Here is a 20,679-nt window from a genome sequence, read left to right on the forward strand (position 1 = left end):
AGAAAAGCCCCTGAACACTAGGTCAGGGGCTTTTCATATTAATGATCTACTTTAACGCGCTTCATAAAGAATGCGCCAACTAAACCGATAATGGCAACAATCATAGCAAACACAAACGCGTGCTGCACACCCGCTGTCAAAGCTTGCGGGATGACTGCCGGATCGGCAGGGTTTTTAACGGTGCTCATATAATCATGCTGGCCTGCAGCCATAATGCTGACCGCAACCGCTGTTCCGATAGCGCCCGCCATTTGCTGCAGCGTGTTCATAATGGCGGTGCCGTCTGGATAAAACTCGCGCGGCAGCTGGTTTAAACCATTTGTCTGCGCAGGCATCATGATCATAGAAATCCCGATCATCAAGCAGGTGTGCAGGATGATAATCAGCACAGCCGTTGATGTGGTTGTGACATTTGAGAAGAACCAAAGAACAACAGTGACAATCACAAATCCAGGAATGACAAGCCATTTCGGCCCGTATTTGTCGAACAAACGGCCTGTAACAGGGGACATAAATCCATTTAAAATACCGCCTGGCAAGAGAACAAGACCAGATGCAAATGCCGTCAGGACTAAGCCGCCTTGCAGGTACATCGGCAAAAGCAGCATAGATGACAGAATGACCATCATGCAAATGAACACCATGACCACACCCAAAATAAACATCGGGTATTTGAACGCACGGAGGTTCATCATCGGCTGCTTCATTGTCAGCTGGCGGATTGAAAATAGGATAAGGCCGACAACGCCGACAATCAGCGACACGATAACAGTCGGGCTGGACCATCCCCCGGAGCCTTCACCCGCGTTGCTGAATCCGAACACAATGCCGCCAAAGCCAATCGTCGACAGGATGATAGACAATACATCGATTTTCGGCTTTGTCGTTTCAGATACATTCTGCATATATGCGATACCGAAAACAAGCGCCAGCACAAGGAACGGAAGAGAGATCCAGAAAATCCAGTGCCAGTTGAGATGCTCCAGAACCAATCCTGAAAAAGTTGGACCGATGGCGGGCGCGAACATAATGACAAGCCCGATCGTTCCCATTGCGGCGCCCCGTTTATGAGGCGGGAAAATCACCAAGATTGTGTTAAACATCAGCGGCAGTAAAAGACCGGTTCCAAGTGCCTGAACGATCCTTGCCGCCAATAAAAACGGGAAGCTTGGCGCGAGTGCCGCGATGAATGTGCCTATAATTGAAAAGATAAGTGACACGGTAAAAAGCTGTCTTGTTGTGAACCACTGCAACAGCAGTCCTGAAACAGGAACCAGGATACCGAGGACAAGCAGGTAGCCCGTCGTTAACCATTGAACGGTTGCCGCTGTAATGTTCAATTCCTTCATAAGGTCGGTTAACGCAATATTCAGCGCTGTTTCACTGAACATGCCGATAAAACCGGCCAACAGCAAGGAAATCATAATCGGCATCACTTTGTATTGCTGAGATGCTTTAGCTGTTGTTTCCAAAATCATTTCCCCTCTCTATCAACTGCATGTAGGATGTCGTTTTTTTATCTCTTCAGCAGGTCAGGAATGCAGCTGGAGATATGAAGGAGCGGCGTACTGTTTTTTGCCGTCAAAGATAAAAGAATGCCGCCTTCAATCATCGCGTTAACTACAGTGCTGGCTTCTTTTGCATGGCTCTCGCTGCAGCCAGCCTGCCGCAGTTTTTCCTCATATACAGAGGCCCATTCTTTGTAGGCTTCATGGCAGGCTTCACGCAATGGTTCGCTTTTCAATGACGTCTCAGCCGCTAGCAAGCCCACAGGCAAGCCTTCAATGTCTTCCGTACATGAAAACTGGCAGGAGAGCTCCTTCAAAAAGGCTTGAATGCCTTCCGCCGGATCGGTGTAGGCTTCCATACAGTCCGCGATTTTCTGACGGATATACTCCTTCATCTCATTCACGGCTTCGATCGCAAGCTGTTCTTTACCGCCCGGAAAGTGGTAATAAAGAGAGCCTTTAGGCGCGCCGCTTTCCTTTATAATCTGGTTCAGCCCCGTGCCGTAATACCCTTGCAGCTGAAAAAGCCGGGTAGCTGCCGAAAGGATTTTCTCACGGGAATCTCCATAACTCATAACATTCCCACCTTACTGAATTCAATCAAAAATATAGTGACTGGTCTATTATCTTGATTCGTTCATCAATTGTCAAGAGAAATTCACTGTATGAAAAGACAAAAAAAGAAGTATATTACAACAAAAAAAGTGAGAGAAAAGCTGACTGGACCTTTGACTGAATAGATAAAATATTCAATGATTAATCATCATAAGGATGTAAGGAGAGAAAGAGATGAAAAAACAACGACTGCTTGTACTTTTTACCGCACTACTGTTTGTTTTTGCCGGATGTTCACATTCTCCTGAAACAAAAGAATCCCCGAAAGAAAAAACGCAGACACAAAAAGTCTCTTCGGCGTCCGCCTCTGACAAAAAGGACCTGCCAAACGTTACAATTTTAGCGACAGGAGGCACGATTGCAGGAGCCGATCAATCGAAAACCTCAACAACTGAATATAAAGCAGGTGTTGTCGGCGTTGAATCATTGATCGAGGCAGTCCCGGAAATGAAGGACATCGCGAATGTCAGCGGTGAGCAGATTGTCAACGTCGGCAGCACAAACATTGATAATAAAATATTGCTGAAGCTGGCGAAACGCATCAACAATTTGCTCGCTTCAGATGATGTAGACGGAATCGTCGTGACTCATGGAACTGACACGCTGGAAGAAACAGCTTATTTTTTGAACCTCACTGTGAAAAGCGATAAACCGGTTGTTGTCGTCGGTTCGATGAGGCCATCCACAGCGATTAGCGCCGACGGGCCGTCTAATCTGTACAATGCAGTGAAAGTGGCAGGCACACCTGAGGCAAAAGGAAAAGGTGCGCTCGTCGTTCTTAACGACCGGATTGCATCAGCACGGTATGTCACCAAAACAAACACAACCACAACAGATACATTTAAATCAGATGAAATGGGCTTTGTCGGAACAATTGCCGATGATATTTATTTTAATAATGAAATAACCCGCAAGCATACGAAGGATACGGATTTTTCGGTTTCTAATCTTGATGAGCTGCCGCAAGTAGACATTATCTATGGATACCAAAATGATGGAAGCTACCTGTTTGACGCAGCTGTAAAAGCCGGAGCAAAAGGGATTGTGTTTGCTGGTTCTGGGAACGGGTCTTTATCTGACACAGCCGAAAAAGGAGCGGGCAGCGCAGTCAAAAAAGGCGTAACTGTGGTGCGTTCAAGCCGTACGGGAAATGGTGTCGTAACGCCAAACAAAGACTATGAGGAAAAGGACCTCCTGGCATCGAACTCTTTAAACCCCCAAAAAGCGCGGATATTGCTGATGCTTGCGCTTACCAAAACCAACGATCCTAAAAAGATCCAAGCTTATTTCAATAAGTATTGAAGAAAAGAAGGCGAATAAGTCTTCTTTTTTTGTTTTTTAGGACCAATAATGACCTCTGAATCTTAAAATTTCTTTAAAAATAAGCCAAAATTACCCTTTACTTAATTAATTTGGTAACGTAATATATTTGGAGAATTTGTTACAAAAAAGGAGGATATTATGAAATTTGTAAAAAGTAAGTTCATTGCAGTTGTAACAATTTTGATGCTGGCTGTTACATCGCTGTTTGCGTTGCAGCCGTCAGCAAAAGCCGCTGAACATAACCCAGTTGTTATGGTTCACGGTATTGGAGGAGCATCATTCAATTTTGCTGGAATTAAGAGCTATCTCGTATCCCAAGGCTGGTCACGGGACAAGCTGTATGCGGTTGATTTTTGGGACAAGACAGGCACGAATTATAACAATGGCCCGGTATTATCACGATTTGTGCAAAAGGTGTTAGATGAAACAGGTGCGAAAAAAGTGGATATTGTCGCTCACAGCATGGGGGGCGCGAACACACTTTACTACATAAAAAATCTGGACGGCGGAAATAAAGTTGCAAACGTCGTGACGCTTGGCGGCGCGAACCGTTTGACGACAGGCAAGGCGCTTCCGGGAACAGATCCAAATCAAAAGATTTTATACACATCTATTTACAGCAGTGCCGATATGATTGTCATGAATTACTTATCAAGATTAGATGGTGCCAAAAACGTTCAAATTCATGGCGTGGGACACATCGGTTTATTGATGAACAGCCAAGTCAACAGCCTGATCAAAGAAGGGCTGAACGGCGGAGGCCAGAATACGAACTAATGAAAAACAAAACCTTGAAGAATGCTATTCTTCAAGGTTATTCTGCTTTCAGCACAATGGTTTTTGCAGCCATATCATGAACGGTTTGTTTTTTCTTCGTAAATGCGGCAGTCAAATAGATCAGGCGGGAGAACACGTGCACCCACGCTATGATGTAGCGGACAATCGCCTGTAGGAGAGAAATTTTCTCGTGTGTTTCATCTCTTACGATTTGAAGTCCGATGATTTTTTTGCCCAGTGTCCCTTTCCACTTTGTCAGCGGCATCAGCAACGGGTACACAATCAGCATCAATATAGCGACTATAATGACACCGGCGGACCCGTCGCCAAACGTAAATCCGGCTGCCAAAATCACTGCTGCGGCAATGACCACATCAAGTACAAGAGCGCAGGCGCGCAGCATAAAACCAGCTAGTTCCAATAAAAACACTCCTTAAAATGTTAAATAAATACCTAATGATTGTAAAAAAGAAGGGTCTAAAGTGGGAATAGGTGATAAGTCTTAAATCACAAAATTTGATGAAAATGTCATAGGTAAATTGGCATGATCAACCAGCTTATCCTATTACCAAATTCTTTTTTAGCCCGAAACCAAGCCCTCAGAAGTTATTTTTGTTAAAATAGAAAAGTTACAACAGAATTCGGAGGGTTTATTGTGGGAAAAGTGAAACGAAATGCCCCTTGCCCGTGCGGCAGCGGCAAGAAATATAAAAAATGCTGCGGAAGTAAAGTAGTCGACTTCCCGGCAGAGTTAGCGGCAAAAGAAGCAAAACAAATTCAGGAAGACTTAGTGGAGTATGCCTTCACAGTACATAGAGAAAGCATTTCAGGCTTTATCAACCAGCATGATTTTCTTTCTGCTATGGACAGACAGACGAAAGACATCAGCGTATTTAACTTGGGTATCTGGGGAATCTTCTTCCATCCGCTTGCCGGTGAGAAGACAATCTTCGAAGAGTACCTGCAGAAAAAAGGCGATTCGATCACTCGTCCGAAAACGCGTGAGATCGTTGAATCATGGAACAGCATGACGCCAGCTTTATTGTTGCTGAAGGACCTGAAAGAAGGCATCATTCACTTTGAAGATGTCATTACGGCAAAACAATTCGAAGTGGAAATGGACGCCAGCAATCAAGACCTTCCTCCAGTGGGAAGCCTGATTCTTGGATATCCAATCCACGAAGCCGAAAAAGCAGAATTCTTCATGCAGTTCACGATCTTCCCAGTGAAGAGAACAGAAGCGCTGATCAGCAAGGTGAAGAAATATGCGGATTCCGCTGTGAAGAACGGCAAAACGCCGGAGGACTTCATGAAGCAGGAATTCAACAGCGTTCTGTTCGCGCTGTTAGCTGAAAAGGATGAAGAGCCGCAAGCAGAGAAAGCGGAGGAAAGCTCTGTTGAGTGGGCAAACGACTTGGAGAAAGAAACCGCTGCGGCTATCGAAGAAGGCATGAGCGGGGATGAGTATCCGACTGAATTGATTCCGGCTGTTATTGACATCTGGAAAACATTCTGCGAGAAAAAATCACCTGTCATCAGAAAGCCGGAAGCTTTTGCGGCGGCAGTTGAATATTATGTAAACGCGATTTCTCTTAACGGCGCGTCCGTTTCCCAGGCTAAACTGGCGAAAAAATACGGCGTCAGCGCATCAACCATTTCCAGCCGTTACAAAGAAATTGAAAGCACGCTGCAGGACGAAGCGGATCGCTTTGCCCAAGCGTTATCCTCATAATGAAAAAAACCTTGAAAAGCCAGGCTTTTCAAGGTTTTTTTATTTCTGAAACGGAATTTTGATTTCTAACCGGAAGACGGGGCGGCGGTAGGTAAAATCCAGCCTGCCAAAAGCGCTCTTCACGAGTTTTTGAATGATATATGTGCCCATGCCTTCATGAGCACCGCCTTTTGTGGAGCGGCCAAACGATTGATACAGAGTATCGAGCACCGTAGGGTCCATGCCGGGGGTGCTGTTTTCACAAATCAGCACATAAAGCCCGCTTCGCAGCGAAGTTTCCAGCTTAATCTCCGCTTTTTCGCGGGCCTCCGCCGCGCTGTCGAGCGCATTTTCCAATATGTTGCCGACCAAGCTGACCTGATCAGCAGCTGAAAATGGAAGTGAAGAAAGCGGTGTATGCATATGAAGTGAAACACTCACATTCGAGGCGCGGGCTTTTTCTAGAAAATCATAAAGCACCCCTGCAACGTACGCGTTCTCTCCTTTCAAAAAACGGTCATATTGACTGTATTGATCCGTCCAGTTTTGAATATATGCTTGTGTATCTGCCTTGGGCTGAGCTGATTTGATTGCTGTGATATGTTTCATTGTGTCATGATTACGGCTTCTGACATCGATCAGCATTTGATTGGCGTGCTGTTCAGCTTGTGTCAGCTTATCAATTTGATCAGAAAGCCTTGCTTGCAGGGCAGACTGTCCGATACGGAGCCCTTCACACCCTGCAAATATTACGATCGCAAATAATGCCGGCGGTAAGTCAGAGCCGAACGGCACTACCGCCGCTGCCATCGCTTGAATCACCGCAATCCACGCACAAAGTTGGAAGGAACAGCGGTCCCACACCAGCTTCGTTTTCCATAGGTACAATCCTGCTGCCGCCGCGCCTAAAGCAGCGGCGAGCCAAGAGACGGCTGTACTGTGCCAAAGGGCAGCAGCCCCCTGATAACATATGAAACTAAATAAAAACAGATAAAGACATTGAAAAAGGGTAATCACGTACTAAACTCCTCAAAAATAGTAGTTTTGAAAATAATCAAGCTGCTGCTTGGTGATTATCGCTTTTTTAGACGTTCCCTCAAAGGAAACCGTGAATGAATGCTTGGTATAAGCGGAAAAGTGCTTTATGTAATGAATGTTGATAATAAAGGAACGATGCGAACGGAGAAAATCCTTTTCGGGCAGGTCGCCTTTAATATCATTTAATGTTTGATACGTTTGCACCTCTTCAGCGGTTGTCACAATCGTCGTGGAACGACCCGTCCGTTCTGCGAAAATGATATCCTTCTTTTGCAGGACGTGCATTTCAGATTTTTGCTTGATCAATATACGCCCATTCAAACTCGTTTCCGTTTTCTTTTTCAAATAACGGTCGAAGGAAGCGGCCAGACGGTCAGCATAGTAAGGCTTCATAATATAATCGTGGACGTTCAGGTCAAAGGCGTGGACCGCATAACCGCTGTGGCCGGTAACAAAAATCACATCCACATCAAGTGAATGGGATCTGATCAAATCCGCAAGCTCGTAGCCAGACATATGAGGCATCTCGATATCGGCAAGCAGCAGATCAATGTCTTCATTCTTTACCCGGCTGTAGGCTTCCTCCGCTGAATCGGTGGAAAAGACAATTTCGACATTTTGCATTCTGGATACGATCGCTTCCAGCTTCTCTAAATCTACTCGATAATCATCGACAAGTCCGACTTTTACCATTATCATTCTCCTAGTTACATAGAATCATCTTTATTCTATCCCATTTCGCGACATAAAAAGAACTCTTCGCGACAACTTTATCCAACAAATCCAGCATTTCGTATATAGTCATTATTAGAAAAAAGAAAAGGGAGATTATGACATGATTACACTGACCGATTGCAGCCGCAGGTTTCAGGATAAGAAAAAAGTAGTCAAAGCGGTGCGAGATGTAAGCTTAACAATTCAAAAAGGAGAAGTCGTCGGCATTCTCGGAGAAAATGGTGCGGGCAAAACGACGATGCTGAGAATGATTGCTGCCCTGCTTGAACCGTCACAAGGGGCAATCACGGTAGACGGCTTTGACACGGTCAAGCAGCCGGCTGAGGTCAAAAAAAGAATCGGTGTCTTATTCGGAGGAGAAACCGGGCTTTACGACAGGATGACCGCTAAAGAAAATCTCCAATACTTCGGCAGGCTGTATGGGCTGAACCGCCACGAGATCAAAGCAAGAATAGAAGATTTATCGAAACGGTTCGGCATGCGCGATTATATGAACCGCAGAGTGGGCGGGTTTTCGAAAGGGATGAGGCAGAAGGTCGCCATTGCCAGAGCGCTGATTCACGATCCGGACATCATTTTATTTGATGAACCGACTACAGGGCTTGATATTACATCCAGCAATATCTTTCGCGAATTCATCCAGCAGCTGAAGAGAGAACAGAAAACCATTCTTTTTTCCAGCCACATTATGGAGGAAGTGCAGGCGCTCTGTGACAGTGTCATCATGATTCACAGCGGAGAGGTGATTTACCGGGGGGCGCTTGAATCACTATACGAGAGCGAGCGCAGTGAGGATTTGAATTACATCTTTATGTCTAAGCTTGTCAGGGGGATTTCTTAAATGTTGAGCCATATTTATAAAAAAGAAATGATTGACGCTTTGCGCGACAGAAAAACGATATTACTCACAATCCTAGTGCCGATGATTATGATGCTTGGGCTTGTATTCTTTTATGAAAGCATGCTGTCCGACAAAGAGGAGCAGTACACGCTGGCTGTCGGCCATTCGCTGCCGCCCGCACTGGAAAATAAGCTTCATGCGATTGACGAGATCAGCATAAAAACGTTTGCTAAGCCTAAAGAAGCGGTTGATGAAGGAAAAGCAGATGCCTATCTGAACGTCCCGAAAGAGTTCGACTCATATGTCAACAGCATGACGCCATTTAAGATTGATGTTTACGGCAATTCAGTCGATCAAGGGTCGTCAAATGCCATGCAGCTTGTACAGTCTGCCTTAGATCAGTATAAAAATGAAATTGTGCAGGACCGTTTAACAAATAAGCGCATTGATCAATCGGTTATCCAGCCATTTACGATTCAGCAAAAGGAAGCGGATGAGGAGAAAGGGGTTTCCGCTATTATGCTTTCCGCCATCCTGCCCATGCTGATTCTGACTTCCATTGTTTCCGGCGCAATGCCGATCGCTCTTGATATCATGGCCGGGGAAAAGGACCGTAAATCAATTGAGGCGCTGTTGTTGACGCCAGTCTCCAGAAACAAAATGCTGGTCGGCAAGTGGCTTGCGGTTTCTACTTTTGGCGTTGCTTCAGGTGTATTTTCTTTGGTGTTTTTGATTTTGTCCACCGTCTTATTTACTGAGAATTTAAAAACGGCCCTCCAGCTGGGAGATCATATGTGGAGTGTAATCGGCGCTTCAGCCTTAATCATCGTGCTTTCTGCATTGCTGATCTCTGCGATGGAGCTTTTCATCAGCATCATTTCGAGCTCGGTAAAGGAAGCGCAAAGCTATATGTCTCTCGTCGTCTTTCTGCCTGTGTTTCCGATGTTTTTCATCTTCAGCAAGGCACCGAATCAATTTGATTTATCGTACTTTCTTATCCCGTTTCTGAACCTGCATGCGTTATTCAAACAGCTTTTATTCGGGATGGTTGACCCGGCTGCCATTTGGTGCACGTCAGGAACCATCGCCGTGCTCATCGCCATTTTCTTTTTACTGGCCAGAGCCTGCTTCCTGAAAGACAAATGGGTTCTTCCGAAATAAACTTTGCAAAAGGAGAAATACACTTTCTCCTTTTTGTATATCCTGAAAAAAGAAGGAAAATAGAAAAAGGATATCTAATACAAAAAGTGAACCTGCACTATTTTTCATCAAAATTGGTTTCGAAGGAGAAGGAACAATGGATCATACACGTACACTCGGCAAAACGAAGCTGAAGGTGAAGCGGATCGGACTCGGCGCGAATGCGGTCGGCGGGCATAATCTATTTCCAAATCTACATGATGAAACTGGGAAGGATTTAGTGCGCACGGCATTGGATGGCGGCGTGAACTTTATCGACACCGCCTTTATATATGGATTGGGGCGATCTGAGGAATTAATCGGCGAAGTTGTTCAGGAGCGCGGCGCACGGAATGAGCTCATCATTGCCACCAAAGGTGCCCATAAAGAAGTGAATGGCAGCATTGAATTAGACAATAGCCGGGAGTTTCTTCGCAGTGAGGTGGAAAAGAGCCTGAAGCGGCTGAAAACAGATTACATTGATTTGTATTATGTTCATTTTCCGGATGGAAAAACGCCTCTCGCTGAAGTAGCGGGCACTTTGAAAGAGCTGAAGGATGAGGGGAAAATCAAAGCGATCGGCGCATCGAACCTTAATTATCTGCAATTGCAGGAATGTAATGCTGACGGCTATTTGGAGGTCTTCCAAGCCGAATACTCTCTCATTCAGCGTGATGCCGAGAAGGAGCTTCTTCCATACTGTGAACAACACGGCATTTCCTTTATTCCTTACTTTCCGCTTGCGTCCGGACTGCTGACAGGAAAATTCTCGCAAGACACAGTCTTTGATGACTTCAGAAAGGATAAACCGCAATTTCAGGGTGAAACATTTATCCACAATCTCAAAAAAGTAGATAAATTGAAAGCGGTAGCGGAGGAAAAACAAGCCGAGACAGCACATGTTGCTTTGGCGTGGCTGTTAACGAGACCAGCGATTGATGCCATTATTCCGGGAGCTAAACGACCTGAGCAATTACAGGATAACCTGAAAACCTTAAACGTTGAACTGACTGAAGATGAAGTGAATTTCATCAGCGACATTTTCAAATAAAAAAGGAAATAGCCGTCAAGGCTATTTCCTTTTGGTGTTTTATTCTTTGATGAATGCTTCGACTAATTCTGCTGCTCTGTAATCGTCCATATCAAGCTGCCATTGATCGATGTCATTTTTCTTCATTTTCACTTCAACCGTTTTTTCAGATGAAGCCGGTCCAAGCTTTTTGAATTCCTCAGGATAGACTTGAAGCGCGTATTTCACAGCTTCTTCATAGCTGGCATTAGAGTTTTTGCTATAGTAGTCTTTCACTTTGTCTTCGATACGGTCTGAAAGAGAAGATGCATCTACAGGTTTCACTGTGGCTTCAACAATGGCTTCGTCCTTAGAGATTGAAGTCGTTTTTGCCTGAATGGAAGAGTTTTTGCTTAATCCCTCTTTAATGCCGTTTACGATATTATCAAGCGCTTTGCTGTCCGCATATGTGCTGGAAAGGCCGGAAGCTGATAGATAACCGTCTTTGGCTGATTCGTTGAAGTCATTGACAATTTCATTCTTGTTAGCGCCGGTGATTTTTTCGAAATCGGCGTTATCTTTGCCGAAAAGAAGGACATCAATATAAGCCGATAACGCTTTTGCAGAATCTTGGAGCTTATCTGCCGTCGCCAAGATTTTTTTATCTTTTCCGTCAATTTTAAAAGTAACTGATTTTGGCTTTTTATCACCGTAAGACTCCGGCGTATAGTTAAGCTCGTATTGTTTGCCTTTATCTACAACGAAGAACAGATTTCCTTCAACGGATTTGTCAGCGTTAATCGTGCTGCCTTGAAGCTTTTCACTATAGTCTTCAGGATCTGTGTCAGACATTTTCGTATCACCTTGATACAAAGTGAAATCCATGCTGTCTACATTCAGCGGGTCTTTTCCTGTGTTTTTCACAGCGACATTGACTTTTAACACAAGCTGGTCATCTGAAGTGGACTTATCATATTTAGACGGAAGCGTGTAAGAAACATCCTTGATTTTGACTTGAGCTATATCTGAGCTTTTTTCTGTTTCTGATTCTTTCTTCTCCGCGCTTGTTTTGCTGCCAGAACAAGCAGCTGTAAACATCATCAGCAGAAGAATTAGGAAAACAGCGTACGTTTTTTTCTGAAACATTCATTTTTCCTCCTCAAATGGTTTAGGGAAGGGGAGTCTTTTGTCTTTGAGAAATGGATCTTTTTGAATGGATTAGCATCATATAACCAAAAAAATCAGTTCTTTTCTCACGGTTTTCACCGGATTTTCTGGAAACTCCGCCCTCCTTTGTCATGAATGGACCTATAAAAAGTTACAACGGAATTAATTTTAAGATTATTAGCTTTTATATTGAATAGGTTCATCATCCTATTTTTGGCGAAAAATGTTCTGGTAAAACTGGTAAACTCAGAAAACTGTGTATTTTAGACTATTACTTTTTAACCTGTTGAAGGGGACATATGAAGGATGAAAGGGGCTGTCTTTGTGAAGAAAGAGGAATTGAAACAAAAAGCACTGGAAATCGGCCGGGTGCCGACACACTTAAAACTGGAAATTGAAGATTTTGACGATGATGACAAAAGAGCTCATTTTTGTTGGACAGATCCTCAGGATGAGAATATCGGCATTATCGTGGAACTTGGGCCGGGCGGGGAGCTGGAATCCCTTTCCCGTGATATGGAGCCTGAAAGCGGAGAAAGGCTGTCTGAGGAGAAATTAGAGGATATCATGCGCCAATTTGTCGAGACCCATCATCCGGGAGCACTCTCTGCCTTTGTTCGTGAAGAAAATGACCGTACATCCTGTGATAAAGTGAGATTTTCATATGTTCAAATGGAGGCTGGGCTTCCCCTTCCCATGAGCGGATTTATGGCTGATGTTTCTTCTTCAGGGGAGATCGTTTCCTTTCGCTATTACGGCAAAGCCGGCAGCATCATCAAACCAAAGCGGATCGCGGATGATAAAGAGGTACTTGCCTTCTTCGAGAAGGACGTGGAGTTTGACCTTTTGTTTGAAGTTCTCCATCGTTCTGTTTACGAAAACGGAGATGATCAGCCGCATTTGGTGTATGAGCCTGAATGCAGGGCGATTACCGTACCTGCGGATTTGGTTCTAGAAGAACAGGCAGTTGATGATGACGATGATTACAGGGAGCCGGAGAGCTTTCCTCTCCCTTTATTCGAGGAGATTCACGAAAAGGCCGATCCTGACAGCATGATTGGAATCGAAAAAGGATTTGTCAAAGAACGGGAAGTGGATTTGAACGATGGGAGAATCGGGATCGTTTGGCGGAATCCGAATGAACCTATGTATCAGCCGGCGGATAAAAGTTTGGACAGCTGGTTCAAGGGGCGGACTCATCAAGTGCTGAAAACCATCTATCACAAAGAAACCGGAAAACTCGAAGGCGTCATGTCATTTATGGAGAAAAAAGGGCCGTTGACAGTAACTGAGGCAGAGTGCGAAAAAATCGCGCTGCGCTTTCTGTTTGCTTTATTTCCAAATGCCGATCAATATTTTAGGATCAGATACGACGAAAAGGATGAAGAAGAAAACGCAGTCGCTGGTTTTACGTTTGAAGCGCATTGTCACGGAGTTCCGCTCCGATTTGGGCAGATCAGAATTTGCGTCAGCCGCCAGACAGGGGATATCACCGTTTATATGGGGCCGGATATTGACCCAAATGAGCTGGCAGCCATTGATCCCGTTCCGGCCATTTCAGTTGAACAAGCCAAGATTCTCTTTTGGCAGCATTTTAAAGTTGAGCTTGGCTGGGAAAGAGAGTACGGGGATGATGAAGAACACAGCTACCGGCTCGTCTATCAGCCGATGTATCCCCGTTTTATCGAAGCCCATACAGGAGAGCCTGTCTTTAGCTCATGGTAAAACAGCTAAAAGTCACACAATTGCCTTAGATTTATAAAGGGATATGTGATGAAAGTAACAGGAGGAATGTCAAAAAACAATGATAATAATAGAAAAGGACCTTTCTTCACTTTAAAAGAAGAAAGGTCCTTTTATATAATAAACTGGATTCTCTTTGTCGTAGACTCTTTGAAAGGATGACTTCATTGGTAAATAAACAGCTGAAAAAGAAGGCGCAAGAGATCGGGAATGTACCGCCGCATTATGAGCTTGAGATAGAAGATTATGATCAAAAACAAAAGAAGAAGGGGCGGGCATACTTCATCTGGAGGAACCCTGAAGATCCGGAAAAGCACATTACAGTGGAACTCGGAAATGACGGCGCTTTGCTCACCTTTTCAACATCCGTCCGCTCCGAGACAGACAAACAACTTCCAGACGCCGAGCTGAAGCTGACGGCTCTTCAGTTCGCCGCTGCTAACCATCCCGGCACATTTATGAATTTTCATTTTCAAGGCAAGGAAGAACGGAGGCAGCACATTCGTTTTATGTATACTAAAATGGAATTAGGGCTTCCGCTTCCTAATTCAGGCTTTTTAATTGATGTGACACGCAGCGGTCAGATCATCCATTTTTTATATTACGGAGAAGGGCATAAAGCCGAAGTTCCAAAAGAATTTGTAGCAAAAGAGAAGGTTGTGTCCCACTACTTAAATACAATGTCTTTTCAGCTGATGTACGATGTTATTGATGGCGATCAGGCACCCAGGCTTGTATATGAACCGATTCTGCCGGGATACAGCTATCCCGCGGATATAGACGAAATTGTGCCCGACCAGCATATCGGAGATGAAAGAATAGAAAACGCGGCGCCATTGCCGCCGCTTCGGAACAACGAAGAAGTCGATATATTTGCCTTGCTGGGTCTTACCCCTGATATGCAGAAAGTCAGTGAAAAAGACTTTGGGGAACAAATAGGAAGCACGTGGCGCAGGGGCACTGCACCGGAGCGTAAGGATCTGAGCATAGGAAGCTATTTTGAAATGAGAAATAAAAACACAATCAAAATGAAGACGGATAAAAGAACCGGAAAATTAAAAGCAGCGCTTTCTTTTATTGAGCGGCGCAACAACCGCCAATGCTCAATGGAAGAATGCCAGACAATAGCGCTTCAATTTTTGTATGCTCTCTATCCGAGAGCAGCCGAGTTTTTCAAATTGAATCCCGTCCGAATTGATGAAAGAGGGAGAATCCGCAATCATTTTTCTGTCTGGTATAAAGGAATTCCGCTGCGGTTCGGCGCTGCCCGTATCATTGTCAATCCGGAAACGGGATTGATTGATGCTTTTATGGCGCCTGATATTGAACCTGAACAATTGGAAGCAATAAATCACAGGCCGGATATTTCCGCTGAAGAAGCGAGAGAAGCGTTTTTAGCCGCTTTTGATGTGAAGCTGGAATGGCAGCCTGATTTTACAGCAGGCAGTGACCAGCACTGCAAACTTGTCTATAAGCCGGTTTACCCTTCCTATATTGATGCGCACATAAGGAAAAAGAAAAGGCTGTGAGGGATGTCTAGTTAGGAATCATCTCCAAGTGGGGATAGTCCTTGAATCGTTTCCAATCCCCGCCCCATTCAAAACCGAGTTGCTTGGCGATCTCGACAACCTCCAGCCAATCTGATTTTCCATTTTGATTGCCGTCATATTCCATATCCCATATGATGCTGCCATCCTTTTTTTGAAGGGCGAAATCAATCGCTAAACCATAGTTGTGATACGATTCCCCTCCTCTTGCATAGGTGACAATATTCCCTTTTTTTGTACGTCCCTGTTTATATAATTCGTCTTGTTCCTTAAAGGATCTGAATCCTTCAGTAATAACGACGGTAATGCCTTTATTCGCTGCAGCGGCTTTGAGTGCAGCGGCATTCTGCTTCACAATCGGATGAAGATCCGAAGGGACAGGCATGTGCTGCAAGGCGTTTTGAGAATGCCATTCATGCCGAATATAACTAACACAAAGATTTAGAAAAAATAGAATACATAAGATAACAGATGTTTTTGCGGCCAACTTCATATCGGTCTCACTTTCTCAAGATGTGCTGAATGTTAACGCTTTTAAGTGATTGACTCTCTCTAAAAGCGGACAGCTATGATAAAATATAACATAAATAGTAGCAGGAGGAAGGAGGCAGACTGATGAGAGCAAAGATTCCATCTGAAGAAGTAGCAGTAAAGCTAAATGAATGGTACAAGCTCATTCGCGCATTTGAAGCAGATCAAGCAGAAGCGTTAAAGCAGGAGATTGAATACGATTTAGAAGATATGGAAGAGAACCAGGACTTGCTTTTATATTTTTCTTTGATGGAATTCCGGCACCGAATCATGCTTGATAAGCTGATGCCGGTGAAAGACAGCGACACCAAGCCTCCGTTCTCTGATATGCTGAATGAAATTGAAAGCAATCAGCAAAAACTTACGGGCTTATTGGAATACTACTTTTATTATTTCAGAGGAATGTACGAATTTAAGCAGAAAAATTTCATATTAGCGATTGACCATTATAAACATGCTGAGGAGAAGCTCGAGTATGTTGAGGATGAGATCGAAAAAGCTGAGTTTCTTTTTAAGGTTGCAGAAGTGTATTATCACATCAAACAAACGTATTTTTCCATGAACTATGCGAGCCAGGCGCTTGATATCTATACGAAATATGAACTGTACGGCCGCCGCCGCGTGCAGTGTGAATTTATCATCGCCGGAAATTTGACGGATGTGTATCATCATGAAAAAGCACTGACCCACTTGTGCAGTGCCTTAGATCATGCCAGGCAGCTGGAAGAAGCGTATATGATCGCCGCTGCCTATTATAATGTCGGCCACTGTAAATACAGCCTGGGCGATTACAAAGAAGCGGAGGGCTATTTCAAAACAGCCGCCGCTATTTTTGAGGAGCACAACTTTCAGCAGGCTGTTCAAGCTGTATTTTCACTGACTCATATGTACTGTAAAGAAGAAAAATACGACAAAGCAGTAGAGACATATGACCGCGGGATAAAGAGCGCGGCTGAATGGAAAGATGACATGTACTTGACGAAATTCCGTCTCATTCATGAGCTGTATCTTGGAAGCGGCGACCGGACCGTGCTTACAGAATGCTTTGACCTACTGGAATCCAGGCAGCTTCTTGCCGACGCCGAAGATCTGCTGCATGATACAGCGGAACGTTTCAATCAGGTGGAACATTACGAGTCCGCCGCTTTCTTTTACCGCAGGCTGATGAATATTAAAAAGAAGCTAGCCGAGCAGCGCTTTCAATAGAAAAAAGCAGAGAACTACAGGTTCTCTGCTTTTTTTGTGCTGTTTTCAACTCGGAAAAACAGGGTATTTTCCACTGCATAGTGAGAAATCAGAGGAGGATATCAAGTATGTATAAAGAGTTAACTGGAAAAACAGCGATTGTGACAGGGTCTTCAAAAGGAATCGGGAAAGCCATTGCGGAACGGTTCGGACAGGAGAAAATGAATGTTGTTGTAAACTACCACAGCGACCCGTCTGGAGCCGATGAAACTCTGGACATCATTAAGCAGAACGGAGGGAAAGCCGTCGCAGTTGAGGCGGACGTGTCAAAAGAAGAGGGGATTCAGGCGCTCTTGGACACAGCTTTAGCGCATTTCGGCACGCTCGATGTGATGGTAAACAACTCCGGTTTTAACGGCACGGAAGCCATGCCGCACGAGATGAGTCTTGAAGATTGGCAGAGAGTGATTGATGTCAATGTTACCGGAACCTTTCTGGGAGCGAAAGCGGCACTTAACCACATGATGAAAAACAATATCAAGGGCAATGTGCTGAATATCTCAAGTGTTCATCAGCAGATTCCGCGCCCAGTCAACGTTCAGTATTCCACATCCAAAGGCGGCATCAAGATGATGACGGAAACGCTGGCGCTCAATTATGCGGATAAGGGAATCCGCGTCAATGCGATAGCGCCCGGCACCATTGCCACAGAATCAAATGTTGATACAAAAAAGGAAGAGAGCAGGCAAAAACAATTGAAAAAAATTCCGATGAAAGCCTTCGGAAAACCGGAAGAGGTGGCGGCAGCAGCTGCTTGGCTCGTATCTGAGGAAGCAAGCTATGTGACCGGGACTACACTTTTCGTCGACGGCGGAATGACACTTTATCCGTCTCAGCTTGAATAGAACATCAAATACAGGGGGATTGCGGGATGAACACAGACTGGTGGAAGGATGCGGTGGTGTACCAGATTTATCCGAGAAGCTTTCAGGACAGCAATGGAGACGGAATTGGGGACTTGCGGGGGATTATTTCCCGTCTTGACTACATAAAGGAGCTCGGGGCAGATGTGATTTGGGTTTGCCCAATCTATCCTTCTCCGAATGTTGATTACGGCTATGATGTGACAGACCATAGGGCAATCATGGATTCATACGGAACAATGGACGATTTTCACGAGCTGCTGGACCAGGTGCATCAGCGGGGATTAAAGCTGGTGATGGACTTTGTGTTAAATCACACCTCTGTGGAGCATCCGTGGTTTAAAGAAGCGGAGCTGGACAAAAACAGCAAATACCGCAGCTATTATTACTGGCGTCCCGGCACAAAGAACGGCCCGCCGACGGACTGGCTCTCAAACTACGGCTGTCCGGTCTGGCAATACGAGGAGCATACCGGAGAATATTATCTCCATATGAACGCCGTCAAACAAGCTGATTTAAACTGGGAAAACCCCGAAGTTCGCCAAGCGGTGTATGACATGATGAAGTTTTGGCTCGATAAAGGGGTCGACGGCTTGCGCATTGATCAGCTCCATCTCATTTCTAAGAAAGAATATCTTCCTTCGTATGAGGACTATATCAATCAGCAGGCAGAGCCGAAGCCCTTTCAGCCAAATGGCGATCGAATCCATGACTATTTGAAAGAAATGACAGATGAAGTGTTTTCTCAATATGATGTCATGTCTGTCGGAGAGGTCGGCAATGTCACGCCGGAAGAAGGCCTAAAATATACAGGAACAGATAAGCATGAGCTGAATATGATTTTTCACTTTCAGCATATGGAGCTTGACCAGCAGCCCGGAAAAGAACATTGGGATGTAAAGCCCCTTGAGCTTTCTGATTTAAGATCGGTTTTGACCGCATGGCAAAAAAAGCTTGAACATCAAGGCTGGAATACATTATATTGGTGCAACCACGACCAGCCCCGGATTGTATCCAGATTCGGGGACGATGGGAAATACCGCAAAGCATCTGCGAAAATGCTGGCTACCGTACTTTATTTCATGAAGGGCACGCCGTACATTTATCAGGGAGAAGAAATCGGGATGACAAACGCGCCGTTCACCCGGATTGAGGACTACAAAGATATCCAAACGATCAATATGTATCATAAACGGGTATTTGAAAAAGGCTATGATCCAGAGGATGTGATGAGATCAATCTTAGCCAAAAGCCGGGATCATGCTCGGACCCCGATGCAGTGGAACAGCGGCAAACATGCCGGATTTACTGACGGCACGCCATGGCTGAAGGTCAACCCCAACTTCACCTCCATCAATGTGGAGGAAGCGCTGAGAGACCCCGATTCGGTCTTAATCTATTACAAAAAGCTGATCAGACTGAGAAAGCGGTACGCTGATCTTATAAAAGGAAGCTATGACCTTTTGCTTCCGGACGACCCGCAGCTGTTTGTATATATGAGAGAAAACGGTAAACAGCAGCTTTTGTCAGTCAATAATTTTTCAAAAGAGCAGGCTGTTTTCCCATGGCCGAAGAACTGCTGCAAAGCTCAGGCATCTCTGCTTCTCAGCAACTATAACAACAACGGCGACCTTGCTGATGAAATGGTGTTCCAGCCTTATGAAAGCAGGGTGTACCTTCTGGACAAAACAACCTAATGATTTAGCAGCCCGGCATTCAGCCGGGTTTTTTTAGTACATATATTCGCTCTGCAGGCGGGAAGAATAAAAAGAAAATGAAATTTATTCTTGCAAAACGTAATGACTTCGGTTTATTATGATATAGGATTACAAAATCGTTATCATTTTGATTTAAAGCTACTGAAAAAGAGGGGATATACGATATGTTTAAAAAATGGAGCGGTTTGTTTGTGATTGCAGCGTGCTTTTTATTGGTTGCAGCATGCGGCAACTCATCAACAAAAGGGTCGGCGGATTCAAAGGGTGATAAACTGCACGTTGTCACAACGTTTTATCCGATGTATGAATTCACAAAACAAATTGTAAAAGACAAAGGCGATGTGGATCTGTTAATCCCATCTTCCGTTGAACCGCATGATTGGGAACCGACGCCGAAAGACATTGCCAACATTCAGGATGCTGATCTGTTCGTTTATAATAGTGAATACATGGAGACATGGGTTCCGTCAGCTGAAAAAAGCATGGGCCAAGGCCATGCCGTTTTCGTTAACGCAAGCAAAGGCATTGATTTAATGGAAGGCTCTGAAGATGAACACGAAGACCACGATCATGGGGAGCATGAGCACAGTCATGCAATGGACCCTCACGTATGGCTAAGCCCTGTTCTGGCGCAAAAGGAAGTTAAAAATATTACGGCGCAAATCGTAAAGCAAGACCCGGATAACAAAGAATACTATGAGAAAAATAGTAAAGAATATATTGCAAAACTGCAGGATCTTGATAAACTATATCGTACAACCGCAAAAAAAGCGGAGAAAAAAGAATTTATCACGCAGCATACAGCTTTTGGCTATCTGGCAAAAGAATATGGCCTGACGCAGGTTCCGATTGCAGGGCTTTCTCCTGACCAAGAGCCGAGCGCAGCCAGCTTGGCAAAGCTGAAAACATATGCCAAAGAACATAATGTAAAAGTCATTTACTTTGAAGAAATTGCATCCTCAAAGGTCGCAGATACGCTCGCCAGTGAAATCGGCGCGAAGACAGAAGTGCTGAATACACTGGAAGGCTTAAGCAAAGAAGAACAGGATAAAGGTTTAGGGTATATCGACATTATGAAACAAAACCTCGATGCCCTGAAAGATTCACTATTGGTTAAATCATAAGATAG

General features: G+C 44.6%; 20 protein-coding genes. 12 read left to right on the plus strand and 8 right to left on the minus strand.

The window, feature by feature from the left end; translation table 11 throughout:
* Positions 1–38 precede the first annotated feature (38 nt).
* Both lmr(B) and lmrA read right to left on the minus strand, forming a co-directional pair.
* Positions 39–1,478: a lincomycin efflux MFS transporter Lmr(B) gene (gene lmr(B) / locus BFW96_RS14300; RefSeq protein ID WP_069839777.1), complete on the minus strand. Its 1,440-nt coding sequence runs from the start codon at positions 1,476–1,478 to the stop codon at positions 39–41.
* A 38-nt stretch (positions 1,479–1,516) separates the two neighbouring features.
* Positions 1,517–2,083 carry a transcriptional regulator LmrA gene (gene lmrA, locus BFW96_RS14305; protein WP_014662655.1) on the minus strand — a complete coding sequence of 189 codons (567 nt, stop codon included), beginning with the start codon at positions 2,081–2,083 and terminating at the stop codon, positions 1,517–1,519.
* Between the two features lie 214 nt (positions 2,084–2,297).
* Between lmrA and ansZ the strand changes: the two genes are divergently transcribed.
* Positions 2,298–3,425: an asparaginase AnsZ gene (gene ansZ / locus BFW96_RS14310; protein WP_069839778.1), complete on the plus strand. Its 1,128-nt coding sequence runs from the start codon at positions 2,298–2,300 to the stop codon at positions 3,423–3,425.
* Positions 3,426–3,584: 159 nt separating this feature from the next.
* Positions 3,585–4,223, plus strand: coding sequence for a lipase EstA (estA, locus tag BFW96_RS14315; RefSeq protein WP_014662657.1), 639 nt, complete (start codon positions 3,585–3,587; stop codon positions 4,221–4,223).
* A gap of 37 nt (positions 4,224–4,260) precedes the next feature.
* Here estA and BFW96_RS14320 read toward each other — a convergent pair whose 3' ends face one another.
* Complete coding sequence (locus BFW96_RS14320) at positions 4,261–4,644, minus strand: RDD family protein (protein WP_014662658.1); 384 nt, start codon at positions 4,642–4,644, stop codon at positions 4,261–4,263.
* Positions 4,645–4,878: 234 nt separating this feature from the next.
* Between BFW96_RS14320 and BFW96_RS14325 the strand changes: the two genes are divergently transcribed.
* Positions 4,879–5,955, plus strand: coding sequence for a helix-turn-helix domain-containing protein (locus tag BFW96_RS14325; RefSeq protein ID WP_069839779.1), 1,077 nt, complete (start codon positions 4,879–4,881; stop codon positions 5,953–5,955).
* Positions 5,956–5,994: 39 nt separating this feature from the next.
* On the opposite strand, the gene natK is transcribed toward BFW96_RS14325, so the two are convergent.
* Both natK and natR read right to left on the minus strand, forming a co-directional pair.
* The gene (gene natK, locus BFW96_RS14330; protein ID WP_069839780.1) at positions 5,995–6,951 is read right to left on the minus strand and encodes a two-component system sensor histidine kinase NatK; all 957 of its coding nucleotides are present in this window, start codon (positions 6,949–6,951) and stop codon (positions 5,995–5,997) included.
* 12 nt (positions 6,952–6,963) lie between these two features.
* A complete protein-coding gene (natR, locus tag BFW96_RS14335) occupies positions 6,964–7,665 on the minus strand; it encodes a two-component system response regulator NatR (RefSeq protein ID WP_069839781.1) in 702 nt (233 codons plus the stop codon).
* A gap of 142 nt (positions 7,666–7,807) precedes the next feature.
* Here natR and natA point away from each other — a divergent pair, with 142 nt between their 5' ends.
* The 3 genes from natA (at position 7,808) to BFW96_RS14350 (ending at position 10,778) form a co-directional block, all read left to right on the plus strand.
* Positions 7,808–8,548, plus strand: coding sequence for a sodium ABC transporter ATP-binding protein NatA (gene natA / locus BFW96_RS14340; protein ID WP_014662662.1), 741 nt, complete (start codon positions 7,808–7,810; stop codon positions 8,546–8,548).
* The gene (gene natB / locus BFW96_RS14345) at positions 8,549–9,709 is read left to right on the plus strand and encodes a sodium ABC transporter permease NatB (RefSeq protein ID WP_069839782.1); all 1,161 of its coding nucleotides are present in this window, start codon (positions 8,549–8,551) and stop codon (positions 9,707–9,709) included.
* A 136-nt stretch (positions 9,710–9,845) separates the two neighbouring features.
* The gene (locus tag BFW96_RS14350; protein ID WP_069839783.1) at positions 9,846–10,778 is read left to right on the plus strand and encodes an aldo/keto reductase; all 933 of its coding nucleotides are present in this window, start codon (positions 9,846–9,848) and stop codon (positions 10,776–10,778) included.
* A 39-nt stretch (positions 10,779–10,817) separates the two neighbouring features.
* Here BFW96_RS14350 and BFW96_RS14355 read toward each other — a convergent pair whose 3' ends face one another.
* Positions 10,818–11,882 (minus strand): DUF4352 domain-containing protein, encoded by a 1,065-nt coding sequence (locus tag BFW96_RS14355; RefSeq protein ID WP_069839784.1) that lies wholly within the window; start codon positions 11,880–11,882, stop codon positions 10,818–10,820.
* A 22-nt stretch (positions 11,883–11,904) separates the two neighbouring features.
* A complete protein-coding gene (locus tag BFW96_RS21550) occupies positions 11,905–12,036 on the minus strand; it encodes a hypothetical protein (protein WP_134976045.1) in 132 nt (43 codons plus the stop codon).
* 173 nt (positions 12,037–12,209) lie between these two features.
* Between BFW96_RS21550 and BFW96_RS14360 the strand changes: the two genes are divergently transcribed.
* Both BFW96_RS14360 and BFW96_RS14365 read left to right on the plus strand, forming a co-directional pair.
* Positions 12,210–13,628 carry a YcdB/YcdC domain-containing protein gene (locus BFW96_RS14360; RefSeq protein WP_069839785.1) on the plus strand — a complete coding sequence of 473 codons (1,419 nt, stop codon included), beginning with the start codon at positions 12,210–12,212 and terminating at the stop codon, positions 13,626–13,628.
* A 185-nt stretch (positions 13,629–13,813) separates the two neighbouring features.
* On the plus strand, positions 13,814–15,175 hold the full coding sequence (locus BFW96_RS14365) for a YcdB/YcdC domain-containing protein (RefSeq protein ID WP_069839786.1): 1,362 nt from the start codon (positions 13,814–13,816) through the stop codon (positions 15,173–15,175).
* Between the two features lie 7 nt (positions 15,176–15,182).
* Here BFW96_RS14365 and cwlK read toward each other — a convergent pair whose 3' ends face one another.
* Entirely contained in the window at positions 15,183–15,686 is a 504-nt protein-coding gene (cwlK, locus tag BFW96_RS14370; RefSeq protein WP_040084258.1) for a peptidoglycan L-alanyl-D-glutamate endopeptidase CwlK, read from the minus strand.
* A 122-nt stretch (positions 15,687–15,808) separates the two neighbouring features.
* Here cwlK and rapJ point away from each other — a divergent pair, with 122 nt between their 5' ends.
* The 4 genes from rapJ (at position 15,809) to BFW96_RS14390 (ending at position 20,674) form a co-directional block, all read left to right on the plus strand.
* Positions 15,809–16,930 (plus strand): response regulator aspartate phosphatase RapJ, encoded by a 1,122-nt coding sequence (gene rapJ, locus BFW96_RS14375; protein WP_069839787.1) that lies wholly within the window; start codon positions 15,809–15,811, stop codon positions 16,928–16,930.
* A 107-nt stretch (positions 16,931–17,037) separates the two neighbouring features.
* On the plus strand, positions 17,038–17,814 hold the full coding sequence (locus BFW96_RS14380) for an SDR family oxidoreductase (protein ID WP_069839788.1): 777 nt from the start codon (positions 17,038–17,040) through the stop codon (positions 17,812–17,814).
* Between the two features lie 26 nt (positions 17,815–17,840).
* Positions 17,841–19,529 carry a glycoside hydrolase family 13 protein gene (locus BFW96_RS14385; protein WP_069839789.1) on the plus strand — a complete coding sequence of 563 codons (1,689 nt, stop codon included), beginning with the start codon at positions 17,841–17,843 and terminating at the stop codon, positions 19,527–19,529.
* A 185-nt stretch (positions 19,530–19,714) separates the two neighbouring features.
* Positions 19,715–20,674, plus strand: coding sequence for a metal ABC transporter substrate-binding protein (locus BFW96_RS14390; RefSeq protein ID WP_069839790.1), 960 nt, complete (start codon positions 19,715–19,717; stop codon positions 20,672–20,674).
* Positions 20,675–20,679 lie beyond the last annotated feature (5 nt).

The organism is Bacillus sp. F56 (genome assembly GCF_001748205.1).
Taxonomy (GTDB): Bacteria; Bacillota; Bacilli; order Bacillales; family Bacillaceae; genus Bacillus; species Bacillus stercoris.